Annotated in this window: 15 protein-coding genes; 6 read left to right on the top strand and 9 right to left on the bottom strand. The window is 71.3% G+C overall.

Annotated elements, in window-relative coordinates; translation table 11 throughout:
* Positions 1-80: 80 nt before the first annotated feature.
* The 3 genes from LUW87_RS03355 to LUW87_RS03345 all read right to left on the bottom strand — a co-directional run bounded on the left by LUW87_RS03355 (position 81) and on the right by LUW87_RS03345 (position 4,409).
* On the bottom strand, positions 81-2,531 hold the full coding sequence (locus tag LUW87_RS03355; protein ID WP_232669655.1) for a glycoside hydrolase family 65 protein: 2,451 nt from the start codon (positions 2,529-2,531) through the stop codon (positions 81-83).
* A gap of 118 nt (positions 2,532-2,649) precedes the next feature.
* Positions 2,650-3,453 carry an ABC transporter permease gene (locus LUW87_RS03350; RefSeq protein ID WP_232669654.1) on the bottom strand — a complete coding sequence of 268 codons (804 nt, stop codon included), beginning with the start codon at positions 3,451-3,453 and terminating at the stop codon, positions 2,650-2,652.
* A complete protein-coding gene (locus LUW87_RS03345; protein WP_232670876.1) occupies positions 3,450-4,409 on the bottom strand; it encodes an ATP-binding cassette domain-containing protein in 960 nt (319 codons plus the stop codon). Before LUW87_RS03345 ends, LUW87_RS03350 begins: the two co-directional genes overlap by 4 nt.
* A gap of 207 nt (positions 4,410-4,616) precedes the next feature.
* Here LUW87_RS03345 and LUW87_RS03340 point away from each other — a divergent pair, with 207 nt between their 5' ends.
* The gene (locus tag LUW87_RS03340; protein ID WP_232669653.1) at positions 4,617-6,149 is read left to right on the top strand and encodes an MFS transporter; all 1,533 of its coding nucleotides are present in this window, start codon (positions 4,617-4,619) and stop codon (positions 6,147-6,149) included.
* 57 nt (positions 6,150-6,206) lie between these two features.
* Here the strand turns inward: LUW87_RS03340 and LUW87_RS03335 are convergent, their stop codons facing one another.
* Positions 6,207-6,443 (bottom strand): hypothetical protein, encoded by a 237-nt coding sequence (locus LUW87_RS03335; RefSeq protein WP_232669652.1) that lies wholly within the window; start codon positions 6,441-6,443, stop codon positions 6,207-6,209.
* A 125-nt stretch (positions 6,444-6,568) separates the two neighbouring features.
* Between LUW87_RS03335 and LUW87_RS03330 the strand changes: the two genes are divergently transcribed.
* The 3 genes from LUW87_RS03330 (at position 6,569) to LUW87_RS03320 (ending at position 9,605) form a co-directional block, all read left to right on the top strand.
* Positions 6,569-8,227 carry an ABC transporter permease gene (locus tag LUW87_RS03330; RefSeq protein WP_232669651.1) on the top strand — a complete coding sequence of 553 codons (1,659 nt, stop codon included), beginning with the start codon at positions 6,569-6,571 and terminating at the stop codon, positions 8,225-8,227.
* A 75-nt stretch (positions 8,228-8,302) separates the two neighbouring features.
* Positions 8,303-8,728, top strand: coding sequence for a nitroreductase family deazaflavin-dependent oxidoreductase (locus LUW87_RS03325; protein WP_232669650.1), 426 nt, complete (start codon positions 8,303-8,305; stop codon positions 8,726-8,728).
* A 55-nt stretch (positions 8,729-8,783) separates the two neighbouring features.
* Positions 8,784-9,605, top strand: a complete 822-nt coding sequence (locus tag LUW87_RS03320; RefSeq protein WP_232669649.1) for an SDR family NAD(P)-dependent oxidoreductase — start codon at positions 8,784-8,786, stop codon at positions 9,603-9,605.
* 172 nt (positions 9,606-9,777) lie between these two features.
* Here LUW87_RS03320 and LUW87_RS03315 read toward each other — a convergent pair whose 3' ends face one another.
* The 3 genes from LUW87_RS03315 to LUW87_RS03305 form a co-directional block, all read right to left on the bottom strand.
* Entirely contained in the window at positions 9,778-10,239 is a 462-nt protein-coding gene (locus tag LUW87_RS03315; RefSeq protein WP_232669648.1) for a hypothetical protein, read from the bottom strand.
* Between the two features lie 462 nt (positions 10,240-10,701).
* Positions 10,702-11,205, bottom strand: a complete 504-nt coding sequence (locus LUW87_RS03310; RefSeq protein ID WP_232669647.1) for a hypothetical protein — start codon at positions 11,203-11,205, stop codon at positions 10,702-10,704.
* A gap of 377 nt (positions 11,206-11,582) precedes the next feature.
* Entirely contained in the window at positions 11,583-12,788 is a 1,206-nt protein-coding gene (locus LUW87_RS03305; RefSeq protein WP_232669646.1) for an amidohydrolase family protein, read from the bottom strand.
* 250 nt (positions 12,789-13,038) lie between these two features.
* Between LUW87_RS03305 and LUW87_RS03300 the strand changes: the two genes are divergently transcribed.
* Positions 13,039-13,842 carry a crotonase/enoyl-CoA hydratase family protein gene (locus tag LUW87_RS03300; protein ID WP_232669645.1) on the top strand — a complete coding sequence of 268 codons (804 nt, stop codon included), beginning with the start codon at positions 13,039-13,041 and terminating at the stop codon, positions 13,840-13,842.
* A gap of 140 nt (positions 13,843-13,982) precedes the next feature.
* Entirely contained in the window at positions 13,983-14,321 is a 339-nt protein-coding gene (locus LUW87_RS03295; RefSeq protein WP_232669644.1) for a hypothetical protein, read from the top strand.
* A gap of 62 nt (positions 14,322-14,383) precedes the next feature.
* Here the strand turns inward: LUW87_RS03295 and LUW87_RS03290 are convergent, their stop codons facing one another.
* Together LUW87_RS03290 and LUW87_RS03285 are read right to left on the bottom strand one after the other, a co-directional pair.
* Positions 14,384-15,481, bottom strand: coding sequence for an alanine/ornithine racemase family PLP-dependent enzyme (locus LUW87_RS03290; protein WP_232669643.1), 1,098 nt, complete (start codon positions 15,479-15,481; stop codon positions 14,384-14,386).
* Entirely contained in the window at positions 15,478-16,581 is a 1,104-nt protein-coding gene (locus tag LUW87_RS03285) for an N-acetyltransferase DgcN family protein (RefSeq protein WP_232669642.1), read from the bottom strand. Before LUW87_RS03285 ends, LUW87_RS03290 begins: the two co-directional genes overlap by 4 nt.
* Positions 16,582-16,623 lie beyond the last annotated feature (42 nt).

Genomic DNA, 16,623 nt, shown 5'->3' with positions numbered 1-16,623 from the left:
GGTCGGCGGCCCCGGACGGCGAGCCGGGGGCGGTCAGCGCGACAGGGCCGGGCTCGCCGGCGCGAACCGAGGGGCCGGGATCAGGCCATCGGCCGCAGGTGGCCCCCGTCGAGCTCGACGTCGACCGCCTGGCCCGGCTCGAGCACGTGGGTCTCGCCGGCGACCTCGACGGTCATGGGGCCCCCTTCGTCGGGATCGACCCGCACCGAGGCGCTCGTCGGGGTGCAGTGCAGGTGGACCAGGTGGCCGCGGTAGCGCACCGGGAACGCGAGGGACCCCAGCGCCGCCGGGATCGCCGGGGCGAGCCGGAGGGCGTCGCCCGTCGTCTCGAGGCCCGTGTAGCACCGCTGGAGCAGGTCGACGGCACCGGCCATGGCGCCTAGGTGGATGCCTTCGGCCGTGGTGCCGCCCTGTACGTCGTCAAGATCGCTGTGCAGGGCCTCGCAGAACAGCCCCCACGATCGTTGGCTGTCGAGGCGGGCGCTGCTCCACGCGCTCACCACCCGGCTCAGGGTGGAGCCGTGGGCGGTGCGGGCCTCGTAGTAGGCGTGGCAGCGGGCCAGCAACCCGGGGTCGGTGTCGTAGCCGAGCCGGGCCAGCAGGTCGCGGACCTCGTTCGGCGACAGCAGGTAGAAGAGCATCATCACGTCCGCCTGCTTGGTGAGCTTGTAGCGGTCCGCGGTGTCGCCCTCGGCTTCGAGGATGCGGTCGAGGCGGTGGATGTCGCCGTAGCGGTCCCAGTAGTCGGCCCAGTCCAGCTCCTCGAGCTCGCCGAAGCCCTCGAACTGGCTGATGACCCCGTCGTGGAAGCAGACCTTCATCTTGCGGGTGAGATCGGTCCAGCGGGCCACCTCCTCGCCGGTGAGTCGGAGGCGCTCGCGGAGCTCGGTCGCCGAGACCGGCGGGAGTGCGTCCAACACGTCGAGGGCCCGGCACAGGCACCACACCGCCATGACGTTCGTGTAGGCGTTGTTGTCGAGACCGGGTTCTTCGCGGTCGGGATAGCCCTCGTGGTACTCGTCGGGGCCCATCACCCCGAGGATCTCGTAGCGGTCGAGCGCGTGGTCGTAGGTGGCGATGCTCGACCAGAACCGGGCGATCTCGAGGATCATCTCCCCGCCGTACAAGCGGAGGAACTGGTCGTCGCCGGTGGCCTGGACGTAGTTCCACACGTTGTAGGCGACGGCGGCGTTGACGTGGCGTTGCAGATGGCTGGCGTCGGGCAGCCACCTCCCGGACTCCGGGTTGAGGTGCCGGGTCTGGGTCTCCTCGCGGCCGTTGCTGGCGCTCTGCCACGGGTACATGGCGCCGGCGTACCCCGCGTCGCGAGCGGCCCGGCGGGCCTGTTCGAGGCGCCGGTAGCGATAGCGCAGCAACGACCTCGACACCTGCGGGAGGCGGACGTTGAGGTAGGGCAGGATGAACAGCTCGTCCCAGAAGATGTGCCCCCGGTAGGCCTCGCCGTGCAGGCCGCGGGCCGGCACGCCGACGTCGAGGTCGACGGTGTTGTTCGACGCCGTCTGGGCGATGTGGAACTGGTTGAGGTGCAGCGCCCGGGCCAGCCCCCCGTCGACGCCGAGGTCGGTGCGGAACCGGCCCCAGACGTGCTGCCAGCTCACCAGGTGGCGGGCGAAGGCCTCGTCGAAGTCGCCCGCGATGTGCGTGACCCAGTCGCACGCCTCCTCGGCCGGCTCGGTGATGCCCTTGTCGCGCGAGGTGAACAACGCCACCATCTTCTCGATGGTGAGCTCCTGGCCCTCCTCGAGCGCCACCGTCGTCTCCGACGCGGCGTGGCCCGGTCGGGAACGGAACCGGATCTGGGGCTCGATCCGCTGGCCGTCCAGCCGCATCCTCGTGCGGGCGGCCTCGCCGATGCGCACCCGGGACTGGCTGGTCTCGGCCACCAGGCAGATCACGTCGGGCGGGTGGTGGTGCTCCCCGACGGGGACGAGGTGGCGGTCGTCGAGCCCCGCGTAGCGGTCCACGCCGTCGTTGCGAACGGTGCCGTCGAGGGCCGAGACCACCTCGAGCGCACCGGACCAGTTCTCGGCGACGAGGGTGGTCTCGAGCCCGGCGAGGTGCGGGTGGCGCATGCTCACGAAGCGCCGCTGGGTGACGCTGACGATCCGCCCCTGGTCGTCTCGCAACCGGCTCCGCCGGATCAGCGCCCCGCGGTCGAGCTCGAGCTCGAGGTGGTGATCGAGGACGTCACAGGTGTCGCAGCCGAACCAGGGTCCGTCGGCGGCCCGGAACCGCAGCGCCAGCCAGTTGGGGACGTTGACGAGGCTCTCGTTCTCGACCCGATGGCCCTCGACCTCGGTGACCAGCCGGTTGTACACCCCGGCCACGTAGGTGCCGGGGTGGTGGGTGCCGTCGGAGGCGGACTCCGGCAGGGCCCCTCTGGTGGCGAAGTACCCGTTGCCGAGGGTGCACAGGGCCTCTCGGAGCCCGACGTCGTCCGGTCGGTGCCCCGAGAAGGTGACGACCCATGCGTCGACGTGCCCGTCGGCGTCGGGAGCGGCAGCGTTCATCGGTGTTCGATGTTGCCAGGCCCGGCCCTTCGCCACACGGACTCCGGCGCGCCGCCCGGTCCCGCGGCGCCCGACGGGACGCGGATCGTGGTGCTCGGCGGCGCCGACGCCAGGGCCCTCAGCGTGACGTGCGCTGGAACTGGCGGATCGAGAGCGGCACGAAGACCGCCAGGATGATGGCCACCCAGATCAGGGTGTAGGCGACCGGGTTCTGCATGGACCAGGCGTCGGAGATCGGTACCGACGGGTCGGTGTTGCCGAAGAGCTCCCGGGTGGCCTGGGTGACCGCCGAGACGGGGTTCCAGTCGGCGAAGTACTGCAGGGGCGTCGGGAAGGTCTCGATGGGGACGAAGGCGTTGGAGATGAACGTCAGCGGCATGATCACGATGAAGCTGGCGTTGTTGATGACCTCGACGCTGGGGACGAGGAGGCCGACGTAGGCCATGATCCAGCTGAAGGCGTAGGCGAACACCAGGAGCAGCACGAACGCCCCCAGGGCTTCGAGCAGGGAGTTGTGGATGCGCCAGCCGATGATGAGGCCGGTGAGAGACATGATGATGATGGACAGCAGGTTGTAGGCGATGTCCGACGCGGTGCGCCCGACCAGGACGGCGGATCGCGACATCGGCAACGATCGGAAGCGGTCGATGATCCCCTTCTGCATGTCCTCGGCCAGGCCGGCCCCGGTGAAGGTGGCCCCGAACACGACGGTCTGGGCGAAGATCCCGCCGATGAGGAACTCCCGGTAGCTCACCTCGCCGCCGGGATCGATCGCCCCGCCGAAGACGTAGGCGAAGAGCAGCACGAACATGATCGGCGAGATCAGGACGAAGACGAGGACCTCGGGGACCCGCTTCAGCTTGATCAGGTTGCGGTTGGCGATGATCGACCCGTCGACCAGGACGCGGCGGGCCGAGCTCACGGGGCGACCTCCGTGCTGCTCGGGTCCTGGGTGTCGTGCCCGGTGAGGGTCAGGAACACGTCGTCGAGGCTGGGTCGGCGCAGCCCGACGTCGTCGAGGACGATCTGGAGGGCGTCGAGTCGGCGCAGCACCTCCATCAACGTCTGGGCGCCGTCGGGCGCGGGTGCGGTGAGCGTGCGGGTGACCGTGTCGGTCTGCACGTCGCTGTCGCCGACGGTGGCGAGCACGGCACTCGCCTCGGCCAGCCGGGCCTGGTCGCGGACGACGAGCTCGACGCGCTCACCCCCGATCTGGCGCTTGAGCTCGTCGGCCGTCCCCCGGGCGATGGCGTGGCCGTGGTCGATCACCACGATCTCGTCGGCCAGCAGGTCAGCCTCCTCGAGGTACTGGGTGGTCAACAGCAACGTGGCCCCACCGGCGACCAGTTCGCGGATCACGTCCCACATCTCGAGGCGGGAGCGGGGGTCGAGGCCGGTGGTGGGCTCGTCGAGGATCAAAACGTCGGGCTCGGCCACCAGGGCGCCGGCCAGGTCGAGGCGGCGGCGCATACCCCCCGAGTAGGTCTTCGACGGTCGGTCGGCGGCGTCGCTGAGGGCGAACCGCTGGAGCAGCTCGCGGGCCCGGCTCCGGGCCCGGGCCCTCGGGAAGCCGTAGAGGCGGCCCACCATCACCAGGTTCTCGAAGCCGGTCAGGTACTCGTCGACGGCGGCGTACTGGCCGGACAGACCGAGCCGGGCCCGCACCGCGTCGGGATGGGCGACCACGTCGATCCCCGCCATCTCGGCGGTGCCCCCGTCGGGCGTCAACAGCGTGGCGAGGACCCGGACGCACGTCGTCTTGCCGGCCCCGTTCGGTCCGAGCAGACCGAGCACCGTGCCCTTGGGCACGTCGAGGTCGAGGCCGTCGAGGGCCACGACGTCGCCGTAGGTCTTGCGCAGACCCCGGGTCCTGATCATCGTCTCGGTCACGTCACCGACCCGTCCGCCGTCTCGTGGTCCATGGTCCGTCGCGCCGGCGGGGCGGCGCTCCGGATCGAGACGGTACCTCCCGCGGCGTGGCTCCCGCCCGGGGTCGCGGCTCCTCCGTTCGACGCCGCACGCGGGGAGGCGCTAGAGAGAGTGCGGTGCTCCGGGAGCGGGGTGCGGCTCATGGGGGATGCCACGGTGACAACCGATCCGATCGTCGTGCCGCCGGCACCCACGGACACCGGAAGCTCCTTGCGCCATCGAGCCTTCCTCGTGGTCGTGGCCTTGCAGTTCGCCCTGATCATCGCCATGGGCGCGGCGGGCATCGCCCTGCCGGCCGTGCAGGAGGGTCTGGACGCCTCCGATGGCGAGATCCAGTGGTTCGCCGCACTGTTCCAGCTCGGGTTCGCTCTGGTCCTGGTGCTCGGTGGCCGCCTCGGCGACCTCTTCGGCACCAGGCGCCTGCTGTTGATCGGCTTCGGGCTCTTCGTCGGCGCCACCGTGCTCGGGGCCGTCGCCCCCAACATCGCGGTGGTCCTGCTCGCACGGCTCGTCCAGGGGATCGCCGGGGGCATCGCCTCCCCGCAGCTCCTCGCCGTGATCCAGCGCACCTTCGTGGGCGACACGAGGACGCGCGCCTTCGCCGTGTTCATGACCGTGGCCGCCAGCGCGTTCATGGTCGGCCAACTGGTCTCCGGCGCCCTGATCAGCAGCGACGTCCTGGGCTGGGGCTGGCGGTGGGCGTTCCTCGCCTTCCTGCCCCTCGGGTTCGTCACCTGGCCGTTGGCCAGCCGGTTGCTGCCGCCGGACCCCGTCCGCGTCGGCGGTCGGGTCGACGTCGTCGGATCCGTCGTGCTGGCGGTCGCCAGCCTCCTGGTGCTGTTCCCCCTCATCCAGGGCCAGTCGGCCGGGTGGCCGCTCTGGCTCCTCGGCCTGCTCGTCGCCGCGCTGCCGGCGCTGGCCGCCTTCGTCGCCGTCGAGCGACGGCTCGTGCGCCGGGGGGCCGAACCGTTGGTCGACCCGGCGCTGTTCGGTCTGCGCAGCTTCCGGGTGGGCAACGTCATCGGCGTGGTGACCGGGCTGCTGTCGTTCGCCGTGGTCGTGTTCGTGACCCTCACCATCCAGTACGGCTTCGATCGCAGCGCCCTCGAGGCCGCCGCCCTCACCGCCCCCATCCCCTTCGCCAACATGTTCGGCTCCCTGGCCGCCGCTCCCCTCCTGCGCACCATGGGCCGCACCACCATCGCCGTCGGGGCGGTGCTCACGGCGGTGGCCGCCGTGGTGGTGCTCGTCACCCTCAGCTTCGGCTCGGACGTCCTCGAACCGTTCCACCTGGTCCCGGGGCTGGTGCTGTTGGGCTTCGCCCTGGGCATCTCGATCTCCGCCACCGTCGCCATCACCCTCGCCGACGTGCCCGAGGTGAGCGCCGGCAGCGCGTCGGGGGTGCAGTCCACCGTGTTGCAGTTGGCCAGTGCCGTCGGCATCGCGGTCTACGGGATCGTCTTCTTCGGGGTGGTCGGCGACGTCGACACCGAGGCCTCCTACCTCGACGGCCTGGGCGCCACCATGTGGCTGACCGCCGGGCTGTGCGTGGTCCAGTTCGTGCTCTACCCCCTGCTCCCCCGCCACACCGCCGGCCGACCCCACGCCATCCCGGTGGCCGACCCCGACAACCTCATCATCCCGGCCTTCGAGCCCGACGCTGCCGGCGGCCACCACGGCGGACGCTGAGGTCACCAGCTGCGCCGCGGCGCGTGCCGGGCGGCGACGCCACCCGTGACGTGCTGCTCAGGACGCCGAGGGGGCGGAGAACCAGCCGGAGGGGTCCACGACGCCAGCGAACTCGTAGGTGCCGGTCAGCAACCCGGTCGCCGGGTCGAGCGTGACCACGCCCGCCGCGTCGTGGGGCACCGCTCGGGCCACGGTGTGCTGAAGGCGTTCGGCGAACGTGGTCACGCCGAGCCCCGCCCGGCACACCCGCTCGACGTCCTCGCGCACCCGACGGCGCCGCACACCCTGGTCCACGCCTCCAGCTCCTCACCGCGACGCGTCCGGCACCTCCGGCCGGGACCTCCGACCGTGGCGCCCGCCAACCGAGGGCGACATGCTCGCGCCATGGTGCCCTGCGACCCACGGCGGTCACGATGACGGTGGCCGATGTCGATACCCGCACCACCGCGGCGCGTCCGGGGCCGGCGGCGACGGCACCGGGCCACACCCTGGTGGGGACCTGGGCGATGGTCCGGGCCACCTTGCGCCAGGACCGGGTGAAGCTCCCGGGCTGGATCGCCGGCTTCGCCCTCTTCGCCCTCTACGTCGGCGTCGCCGTGCCCGTGGCCTATCCCACCGAGACCGATCTGCAGAGCGCTTTGGGGCTCCTCGCCGACCCCATGGGCCGCCTGCTCACGGGCCCGGGCTACGGCTTCGACGACGTGTCCTACGAGCGCGTGGTCGCCAACGGCTACGGCCTCTACCTGATGTTGATGGCCGCGATCATGAGCATCCTGTCGGTGACCCGCCACACCCGCCTCGAGGAGCAGACCGGGCGCTACGAGCTGGTCCGCAGCGCGGTCGTGGGTCGTCATGCGCCGCTCGCCGCCACGCTGGTCGTGACTGCCGGCGCCAACCTCGTGGCCGGCCTCGCCATCGCCGCCACGCTGGTCGCCGCCGCTGGCTTCGGTCTCGCGGGCTCCACGCTCACCGGGGCATCGGTGGCCGCGGTCGGACTGGCCTTCACCGGGGTCGCCTCGATGACCGCCCAGGTGACCCGGTATGCCCGGACCGCCTCCGGCCTCGCCGGCATCGTACTCGGGGCGTCGTTCGTGCTGCGCGCCGTCGGGGACATGGGCCGGGCGGGCGGGGGGACCCTGTCGTGGCTCTCGCCGCTCGGGTGGGGGCAACAGAGCGCACCGTTCGTCCTCGACCGCTGGTGGCCCCTCGCCCTACCCCTCGCCTTCGGTGCGGCGACGACGATCGCCGGCGTCACCCTGTCGGCACACCGCGACCTCGGGTCGGGGCTGCTCGCCGGCCGGCCGGGCCCGCCGACCGCGAGCCGGGCCCTCACGGGCTCGCTGGGTCTCGCCGTCCGGCTCCAACGAGCAGCGATCCTGGGGTGGACGGCCGCCCTGGCGGTGAGCGGAGCGCTCTTCGGGGCCTTCACCGATGCCATGGGTGAGACGGCCGGGGACATGCCCGAGGTCTTCCGCGACGTCTTCGGCAGCGACGAGATGATCGACGGCTACCTCGCCTACATGGCCGTGTTCATGGCGTACCTCGCGGCCGTGTACGCGGTGGCGGCCGTGCACGCCTGGCGGGGCGAGGAGACCGGCGGGCGGGTGACCCCGGTCCTGGCGACGCCGGTGAGCCGGTGGTCCTGGCTGGGCGCGAACCTGCTGGTCACCGCGGCAGGGGTGGTGCTGGCCATGGTCGCCACCGGCGTGGCCACCGGGTTCGGAGCTGCGCTCGTCACCGGCGAGTGGTCGTCGGTCGGTGAGATGACCGTCGCCCACCTCGTCCAGGTGCCCGGGGTGCTGGTGGTGCTCGGCCTGGCGGTGGCGTGCTTCGGCTGGCTCCCGCGTGCGGTGCCCGCGGTGTGGGGGCTGATCGTGTTCGGGGTGGTCGTCGGGACCTTCGGCGCCCTCCTCGACCTCCCCTCGGTCGTGGTCGAGCTCTCTCCCTTCGAGCATGCCGCCCGACTGCCCCTCGAGCCGTTCGCGTGGGCCCCGACCATCGGCCTCTCGGCCGTCGCCGCCGCCTCGATGCTGCTCGGGCTCACCGGCTTCCGCCGCCGGGACCTGGACGGGAGCTGACCGCCACCCCAGCGCCGCGGGCGCCGTTGCGCCACCATGACCCCGACAGGTGCGCGACACCACGTGGAGGTCACCATGAGCGACGCCCCCGATCCCAACGACTGGAACGAGCAGGTCATCGCCGAGTTCCGGGCCAACGACGGCAAGGTCGGCGGCGCCTTCGAAGGCGCACCGATGGTGCTGCTGCACCACAAGGGAGCCAAGACCGGCACCGAGCGCGTCACCCCGCTCATGGCCCGCGTCGACGGCGACAAGCTCTACGTGTTCGCCTCCAAGGCCGGTGCCCCCGACAACCCCGACTGGTACCACAACCTCAGGGCCCACCCCGAGACCACCATCGAGTTCGGGTCCGACCCCGACGTCTCGGTGCGCGTGGTGGAGCTCGAGGGCGCCGACCGCGACCGCGTCTGGGAGGCCCAGAAGGCGGACTGGCCGCAGTTCGGCGGCTACGAGGAGTCCACCGACCGCACCATCCCCGTCCTCGAGCTGCAGCGACGCTGACGAGCCCGCCCTCCGTCGCGACCCGGCGTCCGGGTGGGCACTACCGTGCCCGGCCATGCGAGGACTCCAGGACAACGTGATCGTGGTGGCCGCCGGGGGCATCGGTGCCAGCAGTGGGGGCACCGAGACGGCGAGCAGCAACAGGGCGTCGATCGGAGGCGCCACCTGTCGCCGGTTGGCCGAGGAGGGCGCCAAGGTGGTGGTGGGCGACATCGACGGTGCCGCCGCCCAGCGCACCGTGGACGTCATCGAGGCCGCCGGCGGGCAGGCGGTGGCCCACGTCTTCGACGCCGCCGAGGACGACCAGGTGGCGGCGCTCATGGCCAAGGCAGTCGACACCTACGGGGGCATCGACGGCCTGCACTTCAACGCCATGGACATGTCGGCGCGGGCCATCGGCACCGACTCCGAGCACGACCTGCTCACGCTTCCTGTCGACGCCTGGCAGCGCACCATGGACGTGGGGATGACCGGCTTCTTGCTGGCGGCGCGCCACGCCCTGCCGTCGATGCTCGAGCGGGGCGGCGGGTCGATCGTGGTCACGGTGTCGGGGGCCGTCTACGCCGGCGAGCCGGTCAGGGTCGCCTACGCCTCGGCCAAGACCGGGATGACGGCCATCGTGCGCCACATCGCCTCCCGCTGGGGTCGCGACGGGGTGCGGGCCAACGCCGTGGCGCCGGGCATGGTGCCCGGCCCCGAGATGCTCGCCGGCCTCAGCGAGGAGAACGAACGTCGCATGCGGCGCGCGTCGCGTTCGCATCGTCTCGGCACGGCCGACGACATCGCCTCCGCGGTGACCTTCCTGCTCTCCGACGACGCCGAGTGGATCAACGGCCAGGTCCTCTGCGTCGACGGCGGCACCATCCTGCGCGCCTGACCGACACACGCGGTTCTTGCATGGTTTCGGCGCGGTGGAGTGCGACGAAACCATGCAAGAACGAAGACGGAGCGTCTCGGCGCTCTCGCCGCGCACCACGGCGACGGGTCAGACGGCGGTGGCTCCGAGGCGAGGATGCCCGGAGAGGCATCCGAACCGCCGCCCGACGCGATCAGCCGGTGAAACGGGGGGTGGCAGCCGCGGCGGCGGCCGCCGCGGGTGCCGCAGTGGTGGTGGAGGAGGACGGAGCGGCCGTGGTGGTGGTCGTGTCGTCGGGGACGCAGTCGACGGTCACGTCGCCCTCGAAGACCTGGATCTCCTCGTTGATCCAGTCGACGACCACGGTGTAGGTGCCGTCCACCAGCGGGCCGAAATCGGTGACGCCCTCGTCGACCCCGAGGGCGCTCTCGACGGGATCGAGTTGCTCGCCGAGGAAGAGGAACACGTTGTAGCCGGCGCCGAAGTCGTCGAAGATGTCGACCAGCACGACACCGTCGCCGTCGACGCACGCCGCACTGACGGTGACCTCACCCGGCCAGGTCTCGCCTGCGGAGACCGGTGACATCATCCCGATCGCGCCCAGCCCGAGCGTACCTACGGCCAGCACTGCCATCGCTCCGCGGCGAACCTTCATCGTCGTCATCGACCCTTGCCTTTCGCACGTTCCTGGACCCTCGAACCGACCGACGGAGGCGGCTCGCGGTGACCCGACAGGTCGGCCGGAGATTAGCAGCCGGCTCATGATGGGGCGAGCACCACCAGGACGGCGGCCACCGGAGTGCGCCGCCGGCTGCAATCTGGCGCCGGCCCCTCGAGCGCGACTCGGCCTCGACCACCTTCACCGGCACGATCGACGAGGTGGCCGTCTACAACCGGGTCCTGGGGGCCCACGACGTCCTCCGCCACTGGGCGGCCGGCACCTGACGACGCCCCGGTGGTCGTCCAGCGAAGACCGACCTCCCTCCCCTCCCGGCCTTCTTGCATGGTTTTGACGTCCTGGGCGACGTCGAAACCATGCAAGAAGCGGAGTGGGTGCGCCGGACGCGACTCGGCCCCGGCAGGACGCCGGGGCCGAGCGTGGCAGATGTGGTGAAGATCAGCCGGTGAAGCGCGGGGTGGCCGCGGCGGCGGCCGCCGCGGCCGGGGCAGCGGTGCTGGTGGACGACGGCGACACCGCGGTGGTGCTGGTGGTCGTCGTGTCGTCGGGCACGCAGTCGACGGTGACGTCACCGTCGAAGATCTGCAAGAAACCGATGTCGCTCTGCTCCTGGATCCAGTCGACGATGACCGTGTAGGTGCCGTCCTCGAGCGGACCGAACTCGATCGTGTTCTCACCCTCGTCGGTGTCGGTCGTCGCCTCCACGAGGTCGATGATGTCGGAGCCGAGGAGGAGGGCCACGTCGTACTCCGCGCTGAAGTCGTCGAAGATGTCGACGTAGACCACGCCCTGTCCCTCGACGCAGCCGGCCTCGACGACGACCTCGCCGGGCCAGGGCTCGCCAGCCGAGGCCGGCAGGGTCAGGGCCAGCGCGCCCGCCGCCATCGTGACGGCGGCAACGACCGCCATCGCCCCTCGGCGGACCTTCTTCGTCGTGTTCATCGGCTCTTGCCTTTCGCGCGTCCTGGGTTCGGGGAGCCGCCTGCTCGAGACGGCCCTGCTGACCGCGGTGGGTCGGGCGGAGCGTAACAGGCGCCGATCATGAGGCGGAGAACTTCTGCCCCGGTCCCGACGGACGAATCCCTTCCCGGCCACGTACCTGTCGGGAAGACGTGCCACCCCTCCAGCGCACGTTGCCGACAGGTACGCGAAAGGGTCGGGCCGGTGGTGTCCAGCCTCCCCTAACCCCTGGCTTCTTGCATGGGTTCGACGTCCCCCAGGACGTCGAACCCATGCAAGAAGCGGGAGGGAAGGCCGGACGCGGCTCGGCCCCGGCGGAGGGCCGGGGCCGAGAGCGATGTTGCTGGTGCGTGCCCGGGTCAGGCGGGGCGACGCACGTTGAGCTCGGAGACGTTGTCGAGGAGGATCCGCTTGCGGTCCTCGTCGCTGAACACCTTGAGCTCGGGGAGGTAGTCGAGGGGGTTCTCCATGCCCTCGATGTGGGGCCAGTCCGAGCCGAAGATCACGCGATCGGCGCCCATGTGGTCGACGGTCTCGCGCACGTCGTCCTCCCAGAAGGGGTTGATCCAGACGTTCTCGCGGAACAGCTCGACCGGGTCGGTGCCGAAGTAGCCGGGCATCTTGTTGGAGGCGCCGCGCATCTTCTTGAACAGGTCGCCGAGGAACCCGGACCCGTTCTCGACCGAGGCCAGGCGGATGTTGGGGAACCGCTCGAAGATCTTGTCGACCATGATCGAGCCGAGGAAGTCGTAGATGGCCCGCTCGATGCCGATGTGCAGCGCACCGAGGTTGGGACGGAAGCCGCCGGAGAAGCTGGCCGAGAAGCCCTTCTCGGGGGCGTAGCCCTGCAGGGAGTAGCCGGTGTCGCCGGCGTGGACGACGACAGTGACACCCGACTCGTTGACCCGGGCCCAGAAGGGATCGAAGGCGGGGTCGGCCGGCGGGAGCACACCGTCGGCGGTGTGGATGGGCGCCGGGCGCATCACGATGGTGCGGGCGTCGTTGTCGAGCGCCCACTCGAGCTCGGAGACGGCCCAGTCGACGTCGGCGAGGGAGATGTAGGGACCGGCGAAGATGCGGTCCTGGTAGTTGAAGCCCCAGTCCTCGAGCAGCCACCGGTTGAACGCGGTGAAGAGGTGGGTGACGGCCTCGGGGTCGTCCTTGAGCGGCTCTTCGTAGATCATGCCGAGCGTCGGGAACAGCCAGATCTTCTGCAGGCCGTGCTCGTCGAGCTGGGCGATGCGGGCGTCGCGGTCGCGGTAGCAGGGGCGGATGGGCTCGGGCTTGCCGAGGTACTCCATCGGGGTCTTGCCCGACGGATTGCCCCGGAAGTACTCGGCCATGGCGCCGGCCGGTGACACCGGATCGAAGGTGGGGTTGGTGACGGCCCGGTTCACCTTGCCGCCGATGACGGGGTACTTGCGCTTGCCGATCTGGCACCACTCGTAGACGCGTGGGCCGAGCTTGGGGTCGAGGTGGCGGGTGAAGGCGTCCTCGGCCTCGTAGTAGTGGTTGTCGCAGTCGAAAGGCCGGTAGCCCAGCTCGCGGGTGGCGTCTTCGCTCATCTTTGTCCCCCAGGGGTGACGTGATCGGCCGCGGGTACGGCACTCGGTGGCCACAGCGTAGGCCCACGTGCGTCACTTCGCCACAATCCGGCGACGTTGTGTCACAGATCACCTCGGCGGGCGCCCGGGCATCCTGGTGGGGGCGTGTCCCCGGCGCCCGGCGTTCGACGGACCGGGACCCGTGTCCGCCGGCCCGGCGTGGGCCCGGTACGGTCGTCGCGTCCTGACGAACTCCGAGGGGGAACCGCAGATGTCCGAACCGCTGGTGCTGGTGGAGGCCGACGGCCCGATCCTCGTGGTCACCATCAACCGACCCGAGAAGAAGAACGCCGCCAACGCCGAGGTGCTGTGCCGCCTCTACGACGCGTGGGTGCGCCTCGACACCGACGACGACCTGCGTGTCGCCGTGCTCACTGGCAAGGGCGACACGTTCTGCGCCGGCATGGACCTCGCCGAGATCGGTCGCCTGCGCGAGGGCGTCGTCGACAACGAGTGGCTGCAGCGCTTCAAGGACCAGCCCGAGGTCATCCTCGGCGGCTGGCTCAAGACCTACCGGCCCACCAAGCCGGTCATCCTCGCCGCCGAGGGCTTCGCCCGGGCCGGCGGCACCGAGATCCTCCAGGGCACCGACATCCGCGTGGCCGGCGAGTCCGCCGTGTTCGGGGTGACCGAGGTGCAGCGGGGCCTGTTCCCGATGGCGGGCTCCGCCGTGCGGCTGCGCCGCCAGGTGAGCTACGCCATCGCCGCCGAGATGCTGCTGGCCGGCGACGACATCAGCGCCCAGCGGGCCTACGAGCTCGGGCTCGTGAACCACGTCGTCCCCGACGGCCAGGCCCTCACCAAGGCCCTCGAGATCGCCGACCGGATCGGCCGCAACGGCCCTCTGGCCGTGAAGGGCATCCTCGCCACGCTCCGCCAGACCGAGGCCATGCCGGAGGAGGAGGCCTTCACGATCGAGATGGCCGAGGGCGGACGGGTCATGTCGTCGAAGGACGCCGCCGAGGGGCCCCGCGCCTTCCTCGAGAAGCGCGAGCCGAAGTTCACCGGCACCTGAGCCACGCCCGGGCCCTCCCCACGCTCGGGGAGGGCTGCGGGTGGCACTCCATCGGGGTCGTCGCCGATCGCGTCCTCGTGGCCCGCGGCCACGATGGGCGGCGACGGTTGGCGAGGCGCCGGATTGGGAAGGTGACCGTCATGAGCAACGATCCCGTGAACCCCGTCGACCGCCGGCCGACCAACGTGGCCTCCGACCTCCCGGGTGACCGTGAGCACCAGTTCCGAGCCGAGCTCGGCGGCTTCATCCGGTGCCTGACCTGCGACTCCCGGGTGCCCGCCAGCGAGGCCACCGCCGAGGGCGACAATCGCACCGAGGGTGCCTCGGACCCCGACGACATGCTCCTCGTCGTCGAGGTGTCGTGCGACAACTGCGGGGCGAAGGGGTCGATGAACCTCGGATTCGGGCCCACCGCCTCCCCCGAGGACCTCGACACGGTGGCCGCCCTCTCGGCGGAGGACCACCCCGACCCCGACTGACTGCTCGGCCCCGCCGACCGGCGGTGGCCACCGGGACGGCGCGCGCAGCAGGCGCGGTGCGCTCAGCCGGCCGCAGGGGCCCTGACGTCCGCTCTCGGTTCGACGAGGTGCTCCACGAAGGGCGACGTCATGGCCCGCAGGAGCGCCGAGTAGTCGACGCCGAAGCGGATCTCGGCCCCTGCTTCGAGGGGCGTCGGCGACGAGACGACCAGGTGGTCGCTGCTGGCGCCGACGATCCGGGTGCCGAGCGGCGGGTCCAGACCGGCGGGGTCCGTGTCCTGATGACCGATCGCCACGATCGTCCTCGCCGTCCCTGCCTCGTCGAGCGGGCCCGGGGGCGCCCAGCCGAACGCGGTCTGGGCGATTCGGCCCACCGGGGTCGAGGGTTTGACCTTCGACTCGATCACCTCGGCGAACAGCGACGCGGCATCGACTCGCAGGCCTGGCACCGGGTGGCGGTGCAACGTCTCGCGTCCGAGCAGGATGGACTCGCCCAGGCGCAGATCGTTGATGCGGCCCACGCCGACCGCCGGATCGGACAGGGCCCACTCGAGGTTGGCGGAGTTGCCGCCCGAGACGAGCACGAGCTCCACCCCGAGCGCGGCCTCGACGCGGTCGGCGAGATCGGACAGCTGGGCCATGTTCGTCAGGTCCGGGCACACCCCGTTCTGGCACGCCAGGTTGGTGCCGATCCCGTGGAGGCGGACGCCGGGCAGCTCCAGCACCCGTCGGGCGGCATCGACGAGATCGTCCGGGAGGACGCCCTCGCGACGGTCGCCGAGGTCGACCATCACGACCAGCCGGTGCACCGTCCCGGCGGCCATCGCCGCCGCCGACAGGGCCTCCACGACGCTGGCCTCGGTGACGCAGGAGATGTCGGCGACCGCCACGACGCGGTCCACCTGCGACCGCATCGGCGAGCGGATGAGCATGGTCTCGGCCGTGATGCCGGCACCCCGCAGGCGTTCCAGGTTCTCGACGCGCGACTCACCCAGCCGGGCGACCCCGGCGTCGAGCATGGCGCCGGCCACGGCCGGCGACCCCAGGACCGCCTTGGTCACCCCCGTGACGGCGATGCCGAGCGGCGCCAGGGTGGAGACCAGCACCCCGGCGTTGTGGTGGATCGCAGCCAGGTCCAACTCGAGGCGAGGCGCGCTCACCCCGCAGCCGCGGTGCGCTGCTCCATGAGGCCGGGGAACGCGGTGAGCACCATGTCGACCAGTCGGTCGGTCGGACGGGTGAGGGCATCGGTGGCGGGGATCCCGAGGGCCGCCTCGTAGAGCGTGATGGCGGCGCTGACCTCGGCGTCGGTCATGTTCTCGTGGTTGAGGGTGAGGCCGATGACCTTGGTGTCGGCGAAGGTCTCGATCAGCTCGATCTCGCTCGCCGGGGTCGGCATGGTCACGTCGCCGAAGTCGCCCAACCGGGTGCGGCCCGGAGCGTGCTGCAGCACCACCCCGTCGGGTCGGGCACCGCGGAGGATGAACGTCGACGTCAGGTAGGCCGGGTGGCTGAGGGCGCCTTGGCCCTCCACGATGATCACGTCGGGCTGTTCGGCCTCGAACGCCTCGAGGACCGTCGACTCCATCTCTCCCGAGCAGAACTGGGAGGGGATGGCGTCGAGGGCGATGCCGTAGCGGGCGCCCTGGATCAGCCCGGTCTGCCCGGTGCCGATCATCACCGCCCGCAGCCCGGCTTCGTTCAGCGCCCGGGTCAAGATGGTGGCCGTCGTCCGCTTGCCGATCGCCCCGTCGGTGCCGAGCACCGCGACCACCGGGCAGGTGACCTCGGCGATGCGGCCGCTGAACATGCGGAGGTCCTTCTTGGCTCGAGGGCGGCGCACGTCGTCGATGGTCACGCCGTGGGTGGCGGCGGCTGAGGCGAGTTCGGGGTCGTCGTTCAAGAACTCGTGCAGGCCGTTCACGATGTTGAGTCCATGGCTCATCGCTCGCAGCACGAGCCGGCGTTCCTCTGGCGACAACATCCCGCTGGAGGGCGCCATCCCGAAGATGAAGACCTCGGCGGACGGCGTCACCGCAGCCAGGGCCTCGTCGAGGTCGCGGTGGATGGCGATGCCGTTGGGTCGGTCGTCGAGGACCGTGCCCGCGTCCTCGCCGGCGTGGCGGCTGTCGATGACGGACGCGATCCGGTAGCGCTCGGAGTGGCGCACCAGCCCGTTGGCGGTCTTGCCGTCGATCTCGGCGAAGTTGGCTTCGCAGTAGACGATGGCGGACGGTCGTGCGGACGCACTGGTGGACATGCAGCTCCTCGAGGCGGGCTCAGAGGAGGCGACGGGCTCGGG

The sequence above is a fragment of the Rhabdothermincola salaria genome (assembly GCF_021246445.1).
GTDB lineage: Bacteria > Actinomycetota > Acidimicrobiia > Acidimicrobiales > Acidimicrobilacustridaceae > Rhabdothermincola_A > Rhabdothermincola_A salaria.
This window is presented reverse-complemented; position numbering and strand designations above follow the sequence as displayed.

Excerpts from the sequence above, each read along its gene's own strand:
- LUW87_RS03355 (WP_232669655.1), bottom strand. The coding sequence starts at position 2,531 with ATGAACGCTGCCGCTCCCGACGCCGACGGGCACGTCGACGCATGGGTC.
- LUW87_RS03345 (WP_232670876.1), bottom strand. The coding sequence starts at position 4,409 with ATGATCAGGACCCGGGGTCTGCGCAAGACCTACGGCGACGTCGTGGCC.
- LUW87_RS03325 (WP_232669650.1), top strand. The coding sequence starts at position 8,303 with ATGAGCGACGCCCCCGATCCCAACGACTGGAACGAGCAGGTCATCGCC.
- LUW87_RS03320 (WP_232669649.1), top strand. The coding sequence starts at position 8,784 with ATGCGAGGACTCCAGGACAACGTGATCGTGGTGGCCGCCGGGGGCATC.
- LUW87_RS03315 (WP_232669648.1), bottom strand. The coding sequence starts at position 10,239 with ATGAAGGTTCGCCGCGGAGCGATGGCAGTGCTGGCCGTAGGTACGCTC.
- LUW87_RS03310 (WP_232669647.1), bottom strand. The coding sequence starts at position 11,205 with ATGAACACGACGAAGAAGGTCCGCCGAGGGGCGATGGCGGTCGTTGCC.
- LUW87_RS03305 (WP_232669646.1), bottom strand. The coding sequence starts at position 12,788 with ATGAGCGAAGACGCCACCCGCGAGCTGGGCTACCGGCCTTTCGACTGC.
- LUW87_RS03300 (WP_232669645.1), top strand. The coding sequence starts at position 13,039 with ATGTCCGAACCGCTGGTGCTGGTGGAGGCCGACGGCCCGATCCTCGTG.
- LUW87_RS03295 (WP_232669644.1), top strand. The coding sequence starts at position 13,983 with ATGAGCAACGATCCCGTGAACCCCGTCGACCGCCGGCCGACCAACGTG.
- LUW87_RS03285 (WP_232669642.1), bottom strand. The coding sequence starts at position 16,581 with ATGTCCACCAGTGCGTCCGCACGACCGTCCGCCATCGTCTACTGCGAA.